Raw genomic sequence first — 18239 nt, 5'->3', positions numbered from 1 at the left:
AATGGTCCGTTGCGCGTCACAAGCCGGCGGACCGGACGACGAAAGGAGCCGCCTAAGCCATTTCGGGGCGCCTGGAGGCTTCACGAATGGCCTTGTGGACGTTGCGCTGCAGGTCCATGAAAGCGGCACTCTCCATGACCTCTTCGCGGCGCGGGCGCTCGATGTCGACGTCAAACGTCCGCATGATGCGCCCCGGACCGATGCCCATCACGGCAATGCGGTCCGACAGATAGACAGCCTCTTCGACGTCGTGGGTGACGAAGAGCACGGTGAGCCTGTGCTCCTCCCAGATCTGGGTCAGGAGTTCCTGCATCTGATGCCTGGTCAGGGCGTCGAGCGCGCCGAAGGGCTCGTCCATCAAGAGCATCTTGGGGCGGTAGGAAAGCGCGCGCGCAATGGCGACCCGCTGCTTCATGCCGCCCGAAAGTTCGGAAGGATAGAGATTGGCCGAGTTCGGCAGCTTGACCAGGTCGAGGTGTTCGAGCGCGATCCTGCGGCAGGTAGCGCGGTCGTGGCCGGCGGCCTTGAGAGCGAACTCGATGTTCTGCTGCGCCGTCAGCCAGGGCAGCAGCGTATAGGACTGGAAGACGACGCCGCGGTCGAGGCCGGGCTTCAGGATCGGCGACCCGTCAATATCGAGATCGCCCGAGTCGAAATCCTGCAGTCCGGCGACGATCGACAACAGCGTGCTCTTGCCGCAGCCTGACGTGCCGACCAGCGACACGAACTCGTTGTCGGCGAGGTCGAGATTGATGTCGCGCAGCACTTCGGTGCGCCGCGCTCCGGTGCCGAAGCTCTTGTGGAGGCCTTTGATCCGCAGTTTGGGGGAATTCATCGGCCTTGCCTCGTCATGAACGGCTGTCCTGGCGGAACAGCGCCTTGCCCAGTGCCTTCATGACCTGGTCGGTGATGAGGCCGAGCATGCCCAGCAACAGGATATAGCCGATGATGGTGTTGGTCTGGAAATAGCGCTGCGAGACGGTGATGCGATAGCCGAGCCCGGACGTCGCCGCGACGAGTTCCGCCAGCACGAGCCAGGTCCAGGCCCAGCCCAGGCTTATGCGCAGCGTATCCCAGATGCCCGGCAAGGCGCTCGGCACCACGATACGCGTCAGGATCTTGCGATCCGGCAGGCCGAGCGTCCTGCCGAGACCGACGAAGTCGGCCGGCACGCGCTTGACGTTGTCCATGATCATCAGCACCTGCTGGAAGAAAGTGCCGATGAAGATGATCAGGAATTTCTGGGCGTCGCTGGTGCCCGCCCACAGGATGGAGAGCGGCACGAAGGCGACCACCGGCATGTAGCGGATGAAATCCACCAACGGCTCGATCGCCGCTTCCCAGGTCCGGAAGCTGCCGATCAGCACGCCAATCGGAATGGACAGCGCCGAGGCGATGAGAAAGCCGACCGAAATACGGTAGATCGAGGCCTTGAGATCGATGAGCAGCGTGCCGTCGGCCCAGAGCTTGCCGAGCTGTGTCACCACGCTGGCCGGCGACGGCAGAAAGATCGGCTTGACCAATTCGAGGCCCGTCGCCGCCCACCATGCCAGGCCGAGGCCGGCAAAGACGGCCACGGCTATCATCAGGAAACGGGAGCGCGCGATCGGCACGCCGATCCCGAAGGATCGGCGGCGCGTCGCCTGCCTGGCAGCAAGCCCCGTTGCCGGGCCGGACGGGTTCGCTTTGACTGCAGGCTCGTCGGGCATCTCGGCGACCGCCACGGCCCGGCCTACTGCGCGGCCTTGACGAAGGCCGGATCGATCATCTGCTCCGGCGTCACGTCGGCTTGCAGCAGGCCGGCATTCTTGGCGGCGGCCTCGACGTCGGCGAATGTCTTGGTGGAAAAATCGCCGGTCAGGGCGCCCTTGTTCTCGGCCAGCGAATAGTAGCGCACGCCGTCGAAGGCGGTGTTCAAGTCCTCGACGCTCGAGCCGACCGCCTTGGAGATGATGGCGCGGCCGCCGGGCGTGTCGGTGTTGTAGTCCTTGAGCGCCGCATCCCAGGCCTTGATCATGGCAAGCACCTGGCCGGGCCGCGACTTGATCACCTCGTCGCGCACCACCAGCACGTCGCTGATCAGGCCTGGATCCTCGCCGGCGGTGAAGAGAAGCTTGACGTCCTTGTTCTGCGCCCTGGCCGTGGTGAGATACGGCTCATAGGTGACCGCGACCGGGACGCGGCCGGCGATCAGCGCGCTGCCGGCGTCCGCCGCCGGCATCGGCACCGGCTGGACGTCGGCGATCGACATGCCGTTCTTGGCAAGCGCGTATTTGAGCAGGATGTCGCTTGTCGTGCCTTCCTCGAAGGCGACCTGCTTGCCCTTGAGGTCGGCGATCGAGGTGATGTCCTTGCCGGCGATCATGGCGTCGGCCGTCATCGAGACGTCGAGCAGCAGCACGATCTTGACCGGCAGCCCAGCCGCAACCATGCCCATCGCGGTGTGGGTCGCGATGTTGGCCGCGTCGAGCTGGCCGCTCGCCAGGGCAGCGTTGATGTCCTTGTCCTCGGCGAAGTTGACGATCTGGACGTCCGACAGCCCGCTTGCCTTGAACAGGCCCTTGGCTTCGGCCACGTGCCACTGGCCGTAGCCCAGCCACGGCTCGATGCCGATCTTGAACGAGCCGGCCTCGGGCGTCGCGGGAATGGTGGTGTCGGCGGCGTGGGCCAGCGGAGCGAAACCGACGGCGGCAGCCACCATAAGCGCACGGAATTGTCCTTTGATGTTACGCATCATCTTTGTTCCCCTTGATGATTCAGACCGCTTTTTTTGAACCAAACTTCCGGTCTGGTGAGAATGCGGCTTCTGCTTCTTGCGGCACTGTGCCTCGGCGGCGTCTTACCTGCCACGTCGACGGAAGTGGAACGATATTCAACGTCGGCGGCAATGGATGTCAAGGCTAAAATACATACATGCATATACAAGTTGGAGAGGCAGATTTCCGGGACCTCGGCAGCCTTTGGGCAGCTGATCCCGGGCTCCTTCATGACTGACGCCAGGGGCACGAACAATGCCAACCGTTTCAGGTCTTGCGGGAGGGAGAATAGCGGCTGCCGAGCGAGTAGCGGCTGCCGACATAGGTCAGCTTGCTGATGGTGGCCACGACCGCGCCCGTCCAGGTCCGGCGATGCAGGAGAAGGCAGCAACTGCCGATGTCGATGGCGAGATGCCGCGCCGTCTCGGCATCGGCCGGGACGGCGGAAATGATGTGTTCGACCTCGGTCACCGGCGTCTTCTGCATCAGGTAATCGTAGGTCGCCGTCTTCGAGAAATCCTGCTTGTCGTAGTCGGGTATCAGGCCCGGATTGACGAAGCGCTCTTCCAGTTGAACGGGCAGGTCATTCTCGAAGTTGACGACCACCGAATGATAGACAGCAGTGCGCTTGGCGAATTCGAAGGACAGCGACAGCTCCTTGGTCGGCGTGATCCTTTCGAGGACGAGAACCTCGGAGCGATGCCTGTTGCCGCGCGCGACGATCTCGGCCGCGATGTTGTTGATCTCGATCAGCGTCGACTGCGGCCGGGGCGGCGCGATGAATGTCCCCACGCCCTGCAGCCGGATCAGGAAGCCGGCCGAGGTCAATTCCCGCAAGGCGCGGTGAACGGTCATCCGCGACACGCCGAGCACTGCCACGAATTCATTTTCGGACGGCAGCTTGCGGTCCTTGCTCCATTTGCCTGTTCCAATGTTGGTCAGGATGTAGTCCTTGACCTTCTCGTAGAGAGGGCTGGCCGTATCGGGCAAAGTATTCATGTTTCACATGTCCTTTCCGGCAAGCTGTCGGCAATCACGCACCGGCAGGCCGCAGCATCCGGATGATGGTTTTCAAGCCGTCGCCCTGCCCCGCAAGCAGGCGCTCATAGGCGGCCGGAACGTCGTCCAGGCCGATCTCGCGATCGATCAGGCCGATCAGCGGCCCGGACAGGTCCGCCAGCATCCCGATGGCGTCGGGCAGTTCATCGGCAAAGGCATGGCATCCCAGCAATGCGATCTCGCGCTCGACCAGCATGTTGGGGTCGATCTCGAGGCGACCGTGGAAAATGCCGACCAGCGCCACGGAGGCGCCGGAACCCAGAACACCCAGCAACTGGTTGAGCGCGGCGATGCTGCCGGTGGCCTCGACGGCCGCAAGCAACGGCGCTCCGTGGAGCACGGCGGCAATTGCCTCGCGGTCGAGATCGACGATCGTGGCGCCGGTCACGCCGGCGACACGCTCGCAGCGCGCCCGATTGCGATCGGCGACCAGCACCTTGCCGCCGAACGTCCGCGACAAGAGCAGCGCCGCCAGGCCGCCGATGGTGCCGCAGCCGACGACCAGCACTGAAGCCGCTGTCCTTGGCAGGCGCCGCACGGCATGCAGCGCCACGGCGAGCGGCTCGGCCATCGCCGCCACCCTTTCGTCGAGCGCGGCGTCGATGACATGCAGCAGGCGCGCCGGCAGGAGCGCCTCTTCGGCAAAGCCGCCGTCGCAAACTTCACCGACGAAGCCCAGCGAGGCGCATAGATGCCGTCTGCCCGCGCGGCATTGCACGCATTCTCCGCACCAGAAACGGGAATCGGCGACGACCCGATCGCCCATGGCGACCATGTCGACGCCCTCGCCGACCGAAACCACCGTGCCGGTCAGCTCATGGCCGGCCGTCGACGGCGCACGGCTTATCCACTGGCCGGTGCGGAAATTGTGGAGGTCGGAACCGCAGATGCCGGCGGCATCGACACGCAGTTTCACCCAGCCGGCGTCGGGAGCCCCTGGCGCGGCGATATCCTCGACGCGCAGGTCGCCGGGGCCATAGAGTCTGGCGGCTTTCATCGCGCCGGTCCGTCAGGCGCCGAGATAGCGGTCGCGGATTTCCGAGACCGCGTTCTCGTGCGAGCTGAACCCTTCATAGCGGGCGAGCCTGCGGGCATGCCCGGCAAGCTCCGGATAGGCGGCCGAGGTCACATAGCCGACCGACGAACGCTTGAGGAAATCCGTCACCGAAAGCGGCCCGTAGGTGCGCGCCCAGCGGCTGGTGGGCAGCACCGCATTCGGCCCGAGGACGAAATTGGCGAGCGTCACCGGCGTGTGCGGACCCATGAGGATCTCGGCCGCCTCGGTGATGTGCCCAAGATGCGCGAACGGCTCCTTGGACAGGATCTCGAGGTGCTCGGGCGCATAGTCGTTGATGAAGCGGTAACTGTCCTCCAGCGATGCGGTCAGCACGATGCCACCGCGCTGGCCGGTCAGCACCGCGCGCGAAAACTCGACGCGCTGCTCGCTCATGCGGGACCAGTGCTCGGGAAGTGCTGCCAGGGCAGCGTCGACGACCTTGCGGCTATGCGTCACGAGATAGGCGGAGGAATCCGGTCCGTGCTCGGCCTCGATCAGAAGGTCGAGCGCGGCGAGGCCGCCGTCGACACTGTCGTCGGCAAAGATGATCGCCTCCGAAGGGCCGGCCGGAAGACCGGTATCGATGATCGAGGACAGCAGGCTCTTTGCCGCCACCACCCAGGGACTGCCAGGCCCGACGATCTTGAGCGCGGGCTTCACCGTCTCGGTGCCGTAGGCGACTGCCGCGACGGCATGCGCGCCGCCGCATTTGTAGACGGTTTCGACCCCGGCAAGGCGGGCGGCGACCAGGGTCGCGGCATCGACGGAACCGTCCGAGGTCGGCGGCGTCACGATCGCGATCCGCGGCACGCCGGCGATGACGGCCGGAACCGAGGTCATCATGGTCACCGACGGGAAAGCGCCCTTGCCACGCGGGACGTAGAGCGCGACGGAGGCGATCGGCGTGTATCGATCGCCGGCATAGGCGCCTGGCCGGACCTCCTTGAGCCACATCGTCTCCGGACGCTGTTCCTCATGGAAATGCCTGATGTTCTCGATGCCGAAGCGGATGCTGTCGACGACATCTTTGTCGACCTTGTCGAAGGCCGCATCGAACTCGGCTTCCGAAACCTTCAGACTGCCCGCGGCCACATCGGCCTTGTCCAGGTCCCGGGCGAATCGCAGCAGGGCCGCGTCGCCTTCGGTCCTGACTGCCTCGATGATCGGGCGGACCTTTTCAACGAAGACCGACAGGTCAGCTTCGGCGCGCTTCAGCAGGTTCGCCCGCTGTTCGGGGGTGGCGGATGACAGGTCGTGGAAGCTGACGTCGGACATGGCTGCTCCTCAGAAACTCGGGAAAAGTATATACATGTATGTATAAGCATCGCCAGCATTTTTCTGCGCCCTGCCATCGGGCTGGCCACGGCAAGCCGCGTCAGATCGAGGCAAGAAAGCCCCCGTCCACCGGGAAACACTGCCCGGTGATGTAGGCCGAGGCATCCGAGGCCAGGAACACCGCGATACCGTGCAGATCCGAAAGGTCGCCGAAGCGACGCTGCGGGATCTTGGCGAGCATCGATTGCTGCCACGCCTCGTCGGCGTAGAACACCTCGGTCATCGCCGTCCTGAAGTAGCCGGGAGCGATGGCATTGACCCTGATCCCCAGACCGGCCCATTCCGCCGCCAACGCTCGCGTCATGCCGAGCAGGCCCGATTTTGACGAGCCGTAGGGCACGGCCGTGGGGATGCCGACCTCGGAGGTCAGCGAGCACATGTTGATGATGGCGCCGGGCCGTCCGGCATCGCGCATAAGGCGGGCGGCTGCCTGGGCGCAGAAGAAGGCGCCCTTGAGATTGGTGTCGACGATCCTGTCCCAGAGCGCTTCGTCGACGTCGAGCGAAGGCCTGATCTCTTCCATGCCGGCATTGTTGACGAGAATATCGAGACCCCCGAGCAGGTCGGCGGCCTCGGCGGTGGCAGCGCGGCAACGGGCGACGTCGATGACGTCCAGGGTGATGGCGTGCGCAACGCCTCCGGCGGCCCGGATCGCCGCCGTCGTCTCCCCGAGCGCGGCGAGGCTGCGCGCCGTAACAGTGACAGCGGCGCCGGCGGCGCTCAGCGCCTCGGCGATGCCGCGCCCGATGCCCCGGCTCGCGCCGGTGACGAGCGCCTTCCTGCCCGACAGGTCGAAGAGGGAAGCATTGCGCATTGTCGATCCTCCTTGGCCTTGCCGGCCTGTCCTCGCCCGCGAGACTAACCGATCATTGGTTATACATACAAGCATATACAAATGATTTTGGGCGTAGCGGTAAAGCTGACCGCGGGAGCGTGCAACCCCGGTGCTGATACAATCCTATTCGGCGCTTTCTTTCGCGCGCGGCGGTCTGTCGATCAGATCCTGATCCCGAACCGGATGCCGTCATAGATGGCGGCGTGGATGTTGCGCGAGGCGACCGCGTCGCCGATGCGGAACATGACGAAGCCGCCTTCCGGATTGCGCTGCGGAAAAATGTCGCCGCCGCTCACCAGCCGCTCGTAGTCGACCGCGCCGCCATTCTTCGACAAGGGTTTCAGCGACAGATAGAGATCGTCGAGGGGTGCGGTGCCATGCTCGACCACCACCTGGTCGACGCGCCGCTCGCCGCGCCAGCCGTCGGCGAAGTCCGACGCCAGCTCGGCGATAAGCTGGTTGCCCTCGCGCCGCACCGAGCGCAGGCGGGTGTTGATGGTGACGGTGACACCTTTCTCGTGGAAGGCGCGCATATAGGGCACATGGTTCAGGCCGCCCATTTCCGGCGCGAAGAAGCGCTCCGGCGAGACCAGTTCCAGCTTCGAGCCGCTGTTGGCGATCAGCTCCGCCGCGCCCATGCCCTGATGGCCGCCATTGTCGTCGTAGAGCAGGACATTCTCGGCCGGCTTGACGCTGCCGGCCATGATGTCCCAGCTCGAGGTGACCAGATTGTCGCCGGTCGTCAGCGGCGGGTTCTGCGGCATACCGCCGGTCGCCACGATCACCACGTCCGGCGCCAATGCCAGCACGTCGTCCTTCTCGGCCCAGGTGTCGTAGCGGATTTCGACGCCGAGGCGATCGAGCTCGGCCAACCGCCAGTCGATGATGCCGATCAGCTCCTTGCGGCGCGGATTCTGCGTGGCGAGCCGCACCTGGCCGCCCGCCTGGCTGGCGACTTCGAGCACCGTCACCTGATGGCCGCGCTCGGCCGCGACGCGCGCGGCTTCGAGACCGCCCGCGCCAGCACCCACGACCACGACTTTCTTCTTCGGTCCCTCACTCTTCGCGATGATGTGCGGAATGGTCGCCTCGCGGCCGGTCGCGGCGTTGTGGACGCAAAGCGCCTCGCCACCCTCATAGATGCGGTCCAGGCAATAGGTGGCGCCGACGCAAGGGCGGATCTCGTGCTCGCGGCCCTCCATCACTTTGCGGATGATATGCGGATCGGCGATATGGGCGCGCGTCATGCCGACCATGTCGAGCTTGCCGGTGGCAATCGCGTGGCGGGCGGTGGCGACGTCGGAAATGCGCGCCGCATGGAAGGTCGGGAATTTCGTCGCCGCCCTCACCTCGCCGGCGAAATCGAGATGCGGCGAGGAACGCATGCCGGTCACCGGGATGACCTTGGTCAGCGCCGCATCGGTCTCGATCGAGCCGCGGATGATGTTGAGGAAATCGACCTTGCCTGAATTGGCCAGCCGCCTGGCGATCTCGACGCCTTCCTCCTTGGGCAGGCCCTTCTCGAAATCCTCGTCCGCGACCATGCGGATGCCGACGACGAATTTTTCACCGACCGCCGTACGCACGGCGTCCAGCACCATGTCGGTGAAGCGCAGCCGGTTGTCGAGCGAGCCGCCGAAATCGTCGTCGCGGTGATTTGTGGCGGGCGACCAGAAGCCGTCCATCAGATGGCCGTAGGATTCGAACTCGATGCCGTCGAGGCCGGCCGCCTGGCAGCGCTGCGCGGCCGCGGCATAGTCAGCGACGATGCGCTCGATGTCCCATTCCTCGATGGTCTTGGGGAAGGCGCGGTGCGCCGGCTCACGCACCGGCGAGGCCGACAGCACCGGCAGCCAGTCAGCCTTGTTCCACCCGGTGCGCCGGCCGAGATGGGTGATCTGGATCATCACCTTGCAGTCATGCTCGTGGCAGGCATCCGCCAGCTCGGCGAGCCACGGCACGATGCGGTCGTCATAGACATGCAGATTGCCGAAGGCAGCCGGGCTGTCGCGCGAGACGATCGCCGAGCCCGCCGTCATGGTCAGCGCCATGCCGCCCTTGGCCTTCTCGGCATGGTAGAGCCGGTAGCGCTCTTTCGGCATGCCGTCCTCGGAATAGGCCGGCTCATGGCTGGTCGACATCACCCGGTTCTTCAGCGTCAGGTGCTTGAGCTGGTAGGGTTGGAGAAGCGGGTCGTTGCTGATCATCGTCTTCCTGCCGTTTCAATTTGTGCGGAAGCGTCGTGTCGCTCCCGCTTCCATTTCACGCATTGGATTCTTCCGAAAACCGCTGCGCACTTTTCGGTCCGATGCTAATGAGCGGCCCAAATCCGCTGCGTCTGAAAGATCGCGGCGTAATTTCCGCACTTCGTTTTCCTGCCGCCCGGACAATCGGCGGCAGCTAGGAGCCGCCCATGACCGATACCAAGAACCTCTCCCAGCTCGGCAAGCACGTCGAGACGCCACAGAGCCCCGAACAGGCGGTCCTGGAGACCGTGCCGTTCCAGCGCGGCGACGGCCCGCCGGCGATCGTGCGCTTCACCTGCCCGGAATTCACCTCGCTCTGCCCGGTCACCGGCCAGCCCGACTTCGCCCACATCGTCATCGACTACGCGCCCGACAAGACGCTGGTGGAATCGAAGTCGCTGAAGCTGTTCATGACCTCGTTCCGCAACCATGGCGCCTTCCATGAGGAATGCACCGTCATGATCGGCCGCCGCATCGTGGAGGCGACCAAGCCGCTCTGGCTGCGCGTCGGCGGCTACTGGTTCCCGCGCGGTGGCATCCCGATCGACGTCTTCTGGCAGACAGGCGCGCCGCCCAAGGACGTATGGCTGCCGGATACCGGCGTTGCGCCCTATCGCGGGCGCGGTTGAGCGGATCGCCATCACTCGCATTGGTACTGGCTGAGCGCCCATTCGCCGGTCACCGACAAAAGGTCGGAGACCTTCCAGCCGCCGCCGACCTTCTTCAGCTTCCATTCCAGCCGGTGCTGGTGGCCCTCGACGACGAAGGCGACCACCACCTTGGCCTGGTCGCCATTGACGGCCTCGATGGTGCGCAGGCTCTTGTCGATGGCGAGCTTGTCGTAATCTGAATTGTCGAGCGCCATGTTGGGGTCGAGGCACTCGCCCTGCCCCGAGGCGCGCAGCGCGTCGCTCTTGTCGAGCACGGTTTTCGCCGGATCGACGAAGTTCTTGCGCTGGGCCGGATCGAGCTCGAGCCCGAGATGCTCGTAGAACGGCTTGACCACTGCCGTCGGCGATCCGGGCAGGACAGGAGAGACGGGCGCTGGTTCAGCCGGCTTGCTTTCCGGCGTTGTGGCAGGCGGCGATTTATCGACCGCAGGCGGCGACTTATCGACCGCGGGCGGCGACTTGTTGTCCGAGGACGCATTGTCGCCTGAGGACGCGCTCGGCGGCGGCGCGCCGAAGAGCCCCTGTGCAAAGGCGGCGCCGTTCAGCCCCGCGGCCAGCATCGACAAACTCGACAGCGCAAGGACGAGACGGCGAAGCACGGCGTCACTCCGTCGAGGCGCCGCATTCCAGCGCGCTGAGCTTCCAGTCGCTGGTCTTGGAGGTGATGTCGGCGATCTTCCACTTGCCGTCCACTTTCTTCAGCGACCACACCATTTCGCGTTTGGAGTCATCGCCTTCCGGGAAAAGATTGAAGTTAGCCGTCACCTCGGCGGTGTCGCCATTGACGGTCTCGGTTAGCTTCAGCGTCTTCGACAAGGTCTTCTGATCGAAATCCTGGGCGTCGAGGCCGGGATCGAAATCGATGCAGGACACCTCGTCGGGCTTCTCCTTCTGCGCCTTGTCGTTGGCTTCGAACAGCTTTGTCACCGGGTCGGTGAAGCGGTCCCGGTATTTGGCGTCCGCCTCGAACTTCACCGAAGGCACATAAAAGAACTTCACGGCGTTGGATGCCGGCCCCGCCAGCGCGGCGCCGGGCAAGGCTATCGACATGGCAGCGGCGAGCACTATCGGCTTCATGCAGGATCTCCGGAGGTTCGGCGGCGTGGCGGCAAGATCGCCACCACGCTTCCTGCATATCGGCTTTTTTGCGGCTCATGAAGTCCGGGCGCGCTCAGGCATCCAGCCAGACGTTCTGGAAGTCCATTTCGTAGGTCTGGTGCATCGAGTAGTTCTTCACCTTCTTGTTCATGTGGCAGTAGAGCTTCTGCCAGAAGGGCTGGATGATGACGCCGGAGTCCTGCAGGATCGCTTCGACATCCTTCATCACCTCCTTGCGCTTGCCAACGTCGATGAGCGACAGCGCCTCCTTGAGCTTGGCGTCGAAATCCGGGTTGGAAAAGGCCGTCTCGTTCCAGGCCTCGCCGGTGCGGTAACCGAGCGCCAGCACCTGCACGCCGAGCGGACGCATGTACCAGATGGTCATGGAGTAAGGATATTTCGTCCAATCGTTCCAGAAGGTCGAGCCGGGCAGCACGGTGCGCTTGACCTTGATGCCGGCGTCGCGCAGCTGGCCGGCGATCGCGTCGCCGGTGTTCTTCTGCCATTCGTCCTCGACCGTGATCAGCTCGTGCTCGAAGTCGGCCTGGCCGGCGTCGGCCATCAGTTTCTTGGCGCCAGCGGCGTCGCGCTCCTTCTTGGGCAGGGGGTAGTATTCGGGATGGATCGGGGCGACGTGATGGTTCTCGCCAACCGTGCCGCGGCCATTGTAGCCGAGCTGCATGACCTGGTTGTTGTCGACCGCCATCTGCAGCGCGTTGCGCACCCGCTTGTCGTCATAAGGCTTATGCGTGACATTGGTGCGGGCGACGAGCGTGGTCGCCGTCGCAACCTCCGACTTCACCAGGCCCATCTTGTCCAGCGGGTCGATGTAGTCCGCCGGCGTCTCGAAATCGACGTCGACCTCGCCGGAGTCGAAGGCATTGAGCGTGGCGTTGAAGTCGGTGCCGTAGTCGATGAACTCCACGCCATCGAGCGGCGCCTCGCCACCCCACCATTTGCCGTTCTCGCGGCGCTTGACGACCGCTTTCTGGCCGACATCGTAGGAGACCAGCTCGAACGCTCCAGTGCCGATCGGCTTCTTGATCGGATCGGCGCCGTCCTTGTCGAAGTCGCGGTGCACGACCAGCGCCGGATAGTCGGTGAAGCCCGGGATGATGGCGATATCGGCTTCGTTGAGCTTCAACTTTACCGTATGGTCGTCGACCTTGGTGATCGCACCATCCTTGGCCTTGCCGGTCTTGGTGTCGATAAGCGCGCCGACGCGGGCGGCCATGGAATTGCCGGACGCGCCCTTCTCGCACCAGCGGTTCAGATTGGCGACCACGTCATCGGCGTTGAAGGCATCGCCATTGTTCCAGGTGACACCCTTGCGCAGATGCAGCGTGTATTCGGTGGCGTCGTCATTGATGTCCCAGCTTTCGAGCAGCACCGGCTCGAAGGTGAACTGATGGGTGTAGCGCACCAGCGGCTCCAGCCACGTGCGGGTGACGTTCGCCATCTCCGTCCAGTCATAGGTGCGCGGATCCTTCTGCGCCTTGACCGACATCGCGACATGCAGCGTTCCGCCCTTCTTGGGCTCGTCGGCGAGCGCCCTGGTCGGCGCCGCAAGGCCGAGCATGCCATAGGCGAAAGCCGTCGATGCGCCGAAGGCGCTGGCCAGCGCCAGGAATTCACGCCGGTCGACACGGCCGGCGCGCGCCTCCTCGGCCATCGCTTCGATAGCGGCCGGGACCCGGTCACCATTGCTTTTGAAAAGTGTCATTTTCGTTCTCCCATTGATTTCTTCGGGTCTCCGCCCGTTTGTGTGAACTGTCGTCTATCAACTAACGCTGTCCGGCAGCATTTCCTCACGCCGCGCGATCAAATCCGCGAGACCCTCGGCAATGCCCTCGTCGAGCTTCGGCTCCTGGTAGTCGGCGAGCATGGCGCGCGCCTTTTCGCGGCCGCGCGCGTCGTGGTCCTTGGCGCCTTCGGCGCTCCACTGCTCGAAGGAATTGAAATCCATGATGTTGGGCATGAAGAAGGCGCTCTCGAAATGCTCGAGCGTGTGCTGCGTGCCGAGGAAGTGCCCTTGCGGCCCGACCTCGCGGATCGCGGCAAGAGCCTCCTTGAAATCGTCGAAGGGCACGCCGCCGGCATATTTGTACCAGCCGACCAGCTGCTCGCAGTCGGTGGCGAATTTCGAGTAGCCGCAGGTGAGACCCGCCTCCAGCCAGCCGGCGGAATGCCAGATATAATTGGCGCCGGAGAGGATCGCGGCATGCATCAGCATGTTCGCCTCATAGCCGGCTTGGGCATCGTTGAGCTTGGAGCCAACATGGAAGCCTGAGGTGCGCCACGGCAATTTGTATTTCCTGGCCAGCGCTCCCATCAGATACATCATCTGGGCCGCCTCCGGCGTGCCGCCCATCGGCGCGCCGGTCTTCATGTCGACGGTGACCATGAACTGGCCGTAGATCTGCGGCGAGCCGGGCCGGATGAGCTGGGTCAAAGCCACGCCCGCAAGCGCCTCGGCGTTGACCTGCGCCACCGCGCCGACGGCGGAGGCCGAGGTCGAGGCGCCGCAGAGCGCGAAAGGCGCCAGGATCAGCGGCTGGTTGTGGCTCGCATAGACGCGCATGGCGTCGATCATGGTGGCGTCCCACACCAGCGGCGAATTGCAGTTGGTGATCGCCACCAGCACCGGGTTGTCGCGCACGAACTCCTCGCCGAAGACGATGCCAGCCATCGCCATTGTGTCCTCGGCGCGCTCCTTCGAGGTCACGATGCCCATGAACGGCTTGTCGGAATGTTTCAGCGCCGAATGGATGATGTGCAGATGCCGCTTCGGCACGGCGATTTCCATCGGCTCACAGATGACCGAGCTCGACGAATGCAGCGCCGGCGCCATGTAGGCCATCTTGTGGAAATTGTTGAGGTCGGCGAGCGTGCCGTAGCGCCGCTTGTTGTCGAGGTCGCGGACATAGGGCGCGCCATACATCGGCACGAAGATCGAATTCTTGCCGCCGACGCGCACGGTGCGCTCGGGGTTGCGTGCATTGAGGGTGAACTCCGCCGGAACCTTCGAGACGAGCTCCATCAAGAGCGCGCGGTCGATGCGGACGCGCGTTTCCCTGACATCGGCGCCGGCCGCCTTCCAGAGCTCGATCGCCCCGTCGTCGCGGAATTCGCACCCCACCTCCTCGAGGATCTTGAGCGATTCCTCGTGGATCAATTCCACCGCCTCGTCGGGCACGATCTCGTAGGCGGGGATCTTGCGCACAAGGGTCGGGAAGGACGCGATCGGCGCGCTTCTCAGCGCCTTGCGGCCAAGACGGCCACCACCGCGGCGGTGGGTCTGTTCGGTCAATTCAACGGCCGGTGCGTTCATGGAGCCTCCTTCTTCCCGCCACCCAAATTAGCGAGGCAAAATATGGCTGTGACGCTGGAAAATCCTGATCTTCTGTATAAGTTGTGCTTATGCGAAGCCTACGCCACCTCCTGCCCTCCGCCGGCAGCCTCATCGTCTTCGAAGCCGCCGGCCGGCTGTCGAGCTTCACCGCTGCCGGGCGCGAGCTCGGCATGACGCAGGCCGCCGTTTCCTACGCCGTGCGCGGCCTGGAGGAGCAGCTCGGCGCCAAGCTCTTCCAGCGCCGCCACCGCCAGGTGCTTCTGACCGAAGCCGGCGAGCGCTTCCATGCCGACGTCTCGCTCGGCCTGTCGCACATCCGCAAATCGGCGGAGGACCTGCGCCTGCAGGCGACCGGCGGGCATGTGACCTTGGCCGCCTCGACCGCCTTCGGCTCGTTCTGGATGATGCCGCGCCTGCAGCAGTTCCGGGACGAGTTGCCGGGCATTGACCTGCGCATCCAGACCGCCGACCGCGACCTCGACATCATCGCCGAGGGCATTCCGCTCGGCGTGCGCGGCGGCGTGCCGCGCGACTGGCCGGACTATCACTCGCTGTCGCTCTCCGAGGAAGAGATCTTCCCGGTGGCGGGGCCGAGCTATCTCGCCAAGTTCGGCAAGCCGAAAACGGTCGAGGAACTGGCGACGCACCGGCTGATCCATCTCGAAGAGCCCTATCGCGAGGCGCCGAATTGGGACGAATGGTTCGCTTCGGCCGGAACCAGCCTGCGCAACGCCGAGCGCGGCTTGCGCATCAACGACTATGCCCTGGTGATCCAGGCGGTGATGGAAGGACAAGGCATCTCGCTTGGGTGGCGGCATCTGGTCGAGCGCCTGGTGGCTTCGGGGCTGCTGGTGCCGGTGACCGATCATGTCATGCGGACCGGCATCGGCTTCCACGTGATCTGGCCGAAGAACCGTGACCTCAGCGACAATGCGCGCAGGGTAAGGGACTGGCTGGTGGCGCAGGCGTGAACTGACCCCTCCCCCTCGCCGTTCGAATCCGCCTATAATCGCTGAATGCCCATCCGCCAGCTTTCCGAAACGATGATCAACCAGATCGCCGCCGGCGAGGTCATCGAGCGTCCGGCGAGCGTGGTGAAGGAGCTGGTCGAGAATGCGCTCGACGCAGGGGCCTCGCGCGTCGAGATCGTCACGGCGGGCGGCGGGCTGAACCTCATCCGCGTCACCGATGACGGCTCGGGCATAGCCGAACCGGAGCTTGCACTGGCGATTGCTCGCCACTGCACCTCGAAGCTTTCCGACAATATCCACGACATCCGCTCACTCGGTTTTCGCGGCGAGGCGCTGCCCTCGATCGGCTCGGTGGCGCGGCTGTCGATCCGCTCGCGCACGGCAAGCGGCGACAGCGCGGCCGAGATAGGCATCGACGGCGGCCGCGTCTCGCCGGTGAAGCCGGCTGCCGCCAATCGCGGCACGACGGTCGAGGTGCGCGACCTTTTTTTCGCCACGCCGGCCAGGCTGAAATTCATGAAGGGCGAGCGCGCCGAAAGTTCGGCCACCAGCGACGTGGTGAAACGCATCGCCATCGCTTTCCCAGCCGTGCGCTTCACGCTTGCCGGTCCCGACCGCTCGACGCTGGAACTGCCGGCGACGGACGATACGCCGGAAGGCCGGCTTGCCCGCGTCGCGCAGGTGATGGGCAAGGATTTTCCCGACAACGCCATTGCCATCGATGCCGTGCGCGATGGCGTGCATCTTGCCGGGCACGTCTCGATCCCGTCCTACACACGGGCGAACGCGCTGCAGCAATATGCCTATGTCAATGGACGGCCGGTGCGCGACAAGCTGATCGCCGGCGCGATCCGCGGCGCCTTCGCCGACGTCCTGCCGCGCGACCGGCACGCGGTCACCGTACTGTTCCTGTCGCTCGATCCTTCGACCGTCGACGTCAATGTCCATCCAGCAAAGGCCGATGTGCGCTTCCGGGATCCCGGCCTGGTGCGCGGGCTGATCGTCGGCGCCATCCGCGAGGCACTGGCCGGCGCGGGCATCCGCGCCGCGACCACGGGTGCTGCCGGCATGATGGCGGCGTTCCGGCCGGGTGTTGCACCCTACTCGCATCCCGGCCCGGCCAATGGCCATCGCGGCTACGAGGCGGCCTATCACGCTTCCGGCTCGAGCGGTTTCGATCCGACACGTTCTCCACAGCGGCCGCTCGACATGGGCTATGGCGAGGCGAGATCGCGAGCCAATGGTTTTGCCGAAAACGAGCAGGTCGCCTTCGACACCGGCCCGCTCGCCAGCGCCGATATCCGCGCCGGCATGGCCGAGCCGGCCGAAGCGCTGCTCGGCATGGTGCTGGGCGCGGCGCGCGCGCAGGTGCATGAGAACTATATCGTCGCCCAGACGCGGGATTCGCTGGTCATCGTCGACCAACACGCGGCGCATGAACGACTGGTCTATGAGGCGCTGAAGAACGCGCTGCATTCGCGCGCAGTGCCGTCGCAGATGCTTCTCCTGCCCGAGATCGTCGACCTGCCGGAAGAGGATGCCGAGCGGCTGGCGATGCATTCGGACACGCTGGCCAAATTCGGCCTCGGCCTGGAGCGCTTCGGCCCGGGCGCGGTGGCGGTGCGCGAGACGCCGTCGATGCTGGGCGAGACCAACGTGCAGCAGCTGGTGCGCGACCTCGCCGACGAGATCGCCGACAACGACACGGTCGAGACGCTGAAGGAGCGGCTGGACAGAATAGCCGCGACCATGGCCTGCCATGGTTCCGTCCGGTCCGGCCGGTTGCTCAAGGCCGAGGAGATGAACGCGCTGCTGCGCCAGATGGAGGCGACGCCGGGGTCCGGCACCTGCAACCACGGCCGCCCGACCTATATCGAGCTCAAGCTCGCCGATATCGAAAGGCTGTTCGGACGGCGGTGAGCGCTAGAGGAATTCCAGGAAAAGTGTGAACGGTTTTCCGTCCGGAATTGCGTAAAAACAAAGAGATAGTGCGGTTCGCCGTTTCCGTGAAACGGTGAAACGCACTAGACTGACGCCCCATTTCATTTTCTCTTGCGATATTTGTTCGCCTTGGGGCTGAAGGCATAGTCCTCAGTATGGCCTGCGCCACCGCCGCTAAAATTCACGGAAATGACGTCCTTGCCTCCCTCGACCCACTTCTCGACGTTCATATAGATGGACGTCATCAGCATGCCGGCGCTGCAGGCGTCATCATCCTTGAAGGCGATTTCCTGAACGACCTTCCCGCTGCGCTTCTTGATGACCTGCATTTTTTTCATGCAAGTGCCTGAGTCGGTGTCCGCATAGATACCGGCAAACCTGTCGGCGGCTGTCTCGGCCCAGAAGGGAATCTCGACGGTCCCGTCGATCTTTACCTCGCCCTTGTCGTCCAGACTGGCGACCTTCTTGAGCGTGACGGGATATGTGTCGGCACCCTTGCTCCAGGTGCCTGTCGCGCCGTTTTCGGTCATGTCGATGGAAAACGGGCATCCGGCGGTGTCGACAGGGGCCTTTGATCCAACCATCAATACCCGGTCGAATTCCTTCTTGCCCGAGATCTCGCAGAGCGCGAGCCTGGTGCCGGTGATCCTGCCGTACACCGCTATTGGGCTCTGCTTGGCGTCGTAGAAGTAACTGCCCTCGACCGTTATCCCGCTGCCGAACCCGTCATAGGTCTGAAGCGAGATATGAACGGGCTGAGAGCCGATGGACCCTTCGTAATTTTCCACGTGATACCAGCCCGCGGCGGCGTTCCCGCACAGCAGCAGTACGCAAGAAATTGCGCATACGAACCGTCCTGCCATCCCGATCACCGCCGCGTTCCCCGAAAGCGGCTCACCATAGCCGCCCGCCTGGCGC

The 18239-nt window shown here is 64.5% G+C and carries 16 protein-coding genes; 3 read left to right on the top strand and 13 right to left on the bottom strand.

The genetic code is table 11. From position 1 onward, the window contains the following. Positions 1-52: 52 nt before the first annotated feature. From WDX12_RS24885 to WDX12_RS24850, 8 genes are all read right to left on the bottom strand, one after another. Positions 53-835, bottom strand: coding sequence for an ABC transporter ATP-binding protein (locus WDX12_RS24885; RefSeq protein WP_434722379.1), 783 nt, complete (start codon positions 833-835; stop codon positions 53-55). Positions 836-848: 13 nt separating this feature from the next. After that, positions 849-1724, bottom strand: coding sequence for an ABC transporter permease (locus WDX12_RS24880; protein ID WP_434722378.1), 876 nt, complete (start codon positions 1722-1724; stop codon positions 849-851). Between the two features lie 8 nt (positions 1725-1732). After that, positions 1733-2734 carry an ABC transporter substrate-binding protein gene (locus tag WDX12_RS24875; protein ID WP_434725705.1) on the bottom strand — a complete coding sequence of 334 codons (1002 nt, stop codon included), beginning with the start codon at positions 2732-2734 and terminating at the stop codon, positions 1733-1735. A gap of 289 nt (positions 2735-3023) precedes the next feature. Continuing rightward, on the bottom strand, positions 3024-3755 hold the full coding sequence (gene hutC, locus WDX12_RS24870; protein WP_434722377.1) for a histidine utilization repressor: 732 nt from the start codon (positions 3753-3755) through the stop codon (positions 3024-3026). A gap of 34 nt (positions 3756-3789) precedes the next feature. Continuing rightward, positions 3790-4812 carry a zinc-dependent alcohol dehydrogenase gene (locus WDX12_RS24865; protein WP_434722376.1) on the bottom strand — a complete coding sequence of 341 codons (1023 nt, stop codon included), beginning with the start codon at positions 4810-4812 and terminating at the stop codon, positions 3790-3792. A 12-nt stretch (positions 4813-4824) separates the two neighbouring features. Then, a complete protein-coding gene (gene hisD / locus WDX12_RS24860; RefSeq protein WP_434722375.1) occupies positions 4825-6147 on the bottom strand; it encodes a histidinol dehydrogenase in 1323 nt (440 codons plus the stop codon). A gap of 100 nt (positions 6148-6247) precedes the next feature. Further along, positions 6248-7021, bottom strand: a complete 774-nt coding sequence (locus WDX12_RS24855; protein ID WP_434722374.1) for an SDR family NAD(P)-dependent oxidoreductase — start codon at positions 7019-7021, stop codon at positions 6248-6250. Between the two features lie 182 nt (positions 7022-7203). Then, complete coding sequence (locus tag WDX12_RS24850) at positions 7204-9249, bottom strand: FAD-dependent oxidoreductase (RefSeq protein WP_434722373.1); 2046 nt, start codon at positions 9247-9249, stop codon at positions 7204-7206. A 206-nt stretch (positions 9250-9455) separates the two neighbouring features. Between WDX12_RS24850 and queF the strand changes: the two genes are divergently transcribed. Continuing rightward, on the top strand, positions 9456-9917 hold the full coding sequence (gene queF / locus WDX12_RS24845; protein WP_320297392.1) for a preQ(1) synthase: 462 nt from the start codon (positions 9456-9458) through the stop codon (positions 9915-9917). Positions 9918-9928: 11 nt separating this feature from the next. On the opposite strand, the gene WDX12_RS24840 is transcribed toward queF, so the two are convergent. The 4 genes from WDX12_RS24840 to WDX12_RS24825 form a co-directional block, all read right to left on the bottom strand. Then, entirely contained in the window at positions 9929-10558 is a 630-nt protein-coding gene (locus tag WDX12_RS24840; RefSeq protein ID WP_434722372.1) for a hypothetical protein, read from the bottom strand. A gap of 4 nt (positions 10559-10562) precedes the next feature. Further along, positions 10563-11036, bottom strand: coding sequence for a DUF3828 domain-containing protein (locus tag WDX12_RS24835; protein ID WP_434722371.1), 474 nt, complete (start codon positions 11034-11036; stop codon positions 10563-10565). Positions 11037-11130: 94 nt separating this feature from the next. Then, positions 11131-12780 (bottom strand): ABC transporter substrate-binding protein, encoded by a 1650-nt coding sequence (locus WDX12_RS24830; RefSeq protein ID WP_434722370.1) that lies wholly within the window; start codon positions 12778-12780, stop codon positions 11131-11133. Positions 12781-12837: 57 nt separating this feature from the next. Then, on the bottom strand, positions 12838-14388 hold the full coding sequence (locus WDX12_RS24825; RefSeq protein WP_434722369.1) for a trimethylamine methyltransferase family protein: 1551 nt from the start codon (positions 14386-14388) through the stop codon (positions 12838-12840). 89 nt (positions 14389-14477) lie between these two features. Here WDX12_RS24825 and WDX12_RS24820 point away from each other — a divergent pair, with 89 nt between their 5' ends. Together WDX12_RS24820 and mutL are read left to right on the top strand one after the other, a co-directional pair. After that, the gene (locus WDX12_RS24820) at positions 14478-15380 is read left to right on the top strand and encodes a LysR substrate-binding domain-containing protein (RefSeq protein ID WP_434722368.1); all 903 of its coding nucleotides are present in this window, start codon (positions 14478-14480) and stop codon (positions 15378-15380) included. A gap of 45 nt (positions 15381-15425) precedes the next feature. Next, positions 15426-17300, top strand: coding sequence for a DNA mismatch repair endonuclease MutL (gene mutL / locus WDX12_RS24815; protein WP_434722367.1), 1875 nt, complete (start codon positions 15426-15428; stop codon positions 17298-17300). Positions 17301-17422: 122 nt separating this feature from the next. Here the strand turns inward: mutL and WDX12_RS24810 are convergent, their stop codons facing one another. Continuing rightward, complete coding sequence (locus tag WDX12_RS24810) at positions 17423-18184, bottom strand: hypothetical protein (protein ID WP_434722366.1); 762 nt, start codon at positions 18182-18184, stop codon at positions 17423-17425. Between the last annotated feature and the right edge of the window lie 55 nt (positions 18185-18239).

Source organism: Mesorhizobium sp. RIZ17 (assembly GCF_051127865.1).
In the GTDB taxonomy this organism is placed as follows: domain Bacteria; phylum Pseudomonadota; class Alphaproteobacteria; order Rhizobiales; family Rhizobiaceae; genus Mesorhizobium; species Mesorhizobium humile.
Note: the sequence above shows the minus strand (reverse complement) of the source record. Positions and strands in the feature narration are given on the sequence as shown.

Bases quoted from the DNA above. Each gene is read 5' to 3' on its own strand.
- WDX12_RS24885 (WP_434722379.1), bottom strand. From the start codon at position 835: ATGAATTCCCCCAAACTGCGGATCAAAGGCCTCCACAAGAGCTTCGGC.
- WDX12_RS24875 (WP_434725705.1), bottom strand. From the start codon at position 2,734: ATGCGTAACATCAAAGGACAATTCCGTGCGCTTATGGTGGCTGCCGCC.
- hutC (WP_434722377.1), bottom strand. From the start codon at position 3,755: ATGAATACTTTGCCCGATACGGCCAGCCCTCTCTACGAGAAGGTCAAG.
- WDX12_RS24865 (WP_434722376.1), bottom strand. From the start codon at position 4,812: ATGAAAGCCGCCAGACTCTATGGCCCCGGCGACCTGCGCGTCGAGGAT.
- hisD (WP_434722375.1), bottom strand. From the start codon at position 6,147: ATGTCCGACGTCAGCTTCCACGACCTGTCATCCGCCACCCCCGAACAG.
- WDX12_RS24855 (WP_434722374.1), bottom strand. From the start codon at position 7,021: ATGCGCAATGCTTCCCTCTTCGACCTGTCGGGCAGGAAGGCGCTCGTC.
- WDX12_RS24850 (WP_434722373.1), bottom strand. From the start codon at position 9,249: ATGATCAGCAACGACCCGCTTCTCCAACCCTACCAGCTCAAGCACCTG.
- queF (WP_320297392.1), top strand. From the start codon at position 9,456: ATGACCGATACCAAGAACCTCTCCCAGCTCGGCAAGCACGTCGAGACG.
- WDX12_RS24835 (WP_434722371.1), bottom strand. From the start codon at position 11,036: ATGAAGCCGATAGTGCTCGCCGCTGCCATGTCGATAGCCTTGCCCGGC.
- WDX12_RS24830 (WP_434722370.1), bottom strand. From the start codon at position 12,780: ATGACACTTTTCAAAAGCAATGGTGACCGGGTCCCGGCCGCTATCGAA.
- WDX12_RS24825 (WP_434722369.1), bottom strand. From the start codon at position 14,388: ATGAACGCACCGGCCGTTGAATTGACCGAACAGACCCACCGCCGCGGT.
- WDX12_RS24820 (WP_434722368.1), top strand. From the start codon at position 14,478: ATGCGAAGCCTACGCCACCTCCTGCCCTCCGCCGGCAGCCTCATCGTC.
- mutL (WP_434722367.1), top strand. From the start codon at position 15,426: ATGCCCATCCGCCAGCTTTCCGAAACGATGATCAACCAGATCGCCGCC.
- WDX12_RS24810 (WP_434722366.1), bottom strand. From the start codon at position 18,184: ATGGCAGGACGGTTCGTATGCGCAATTTCTTGCGTACTGCTGCTGTGC.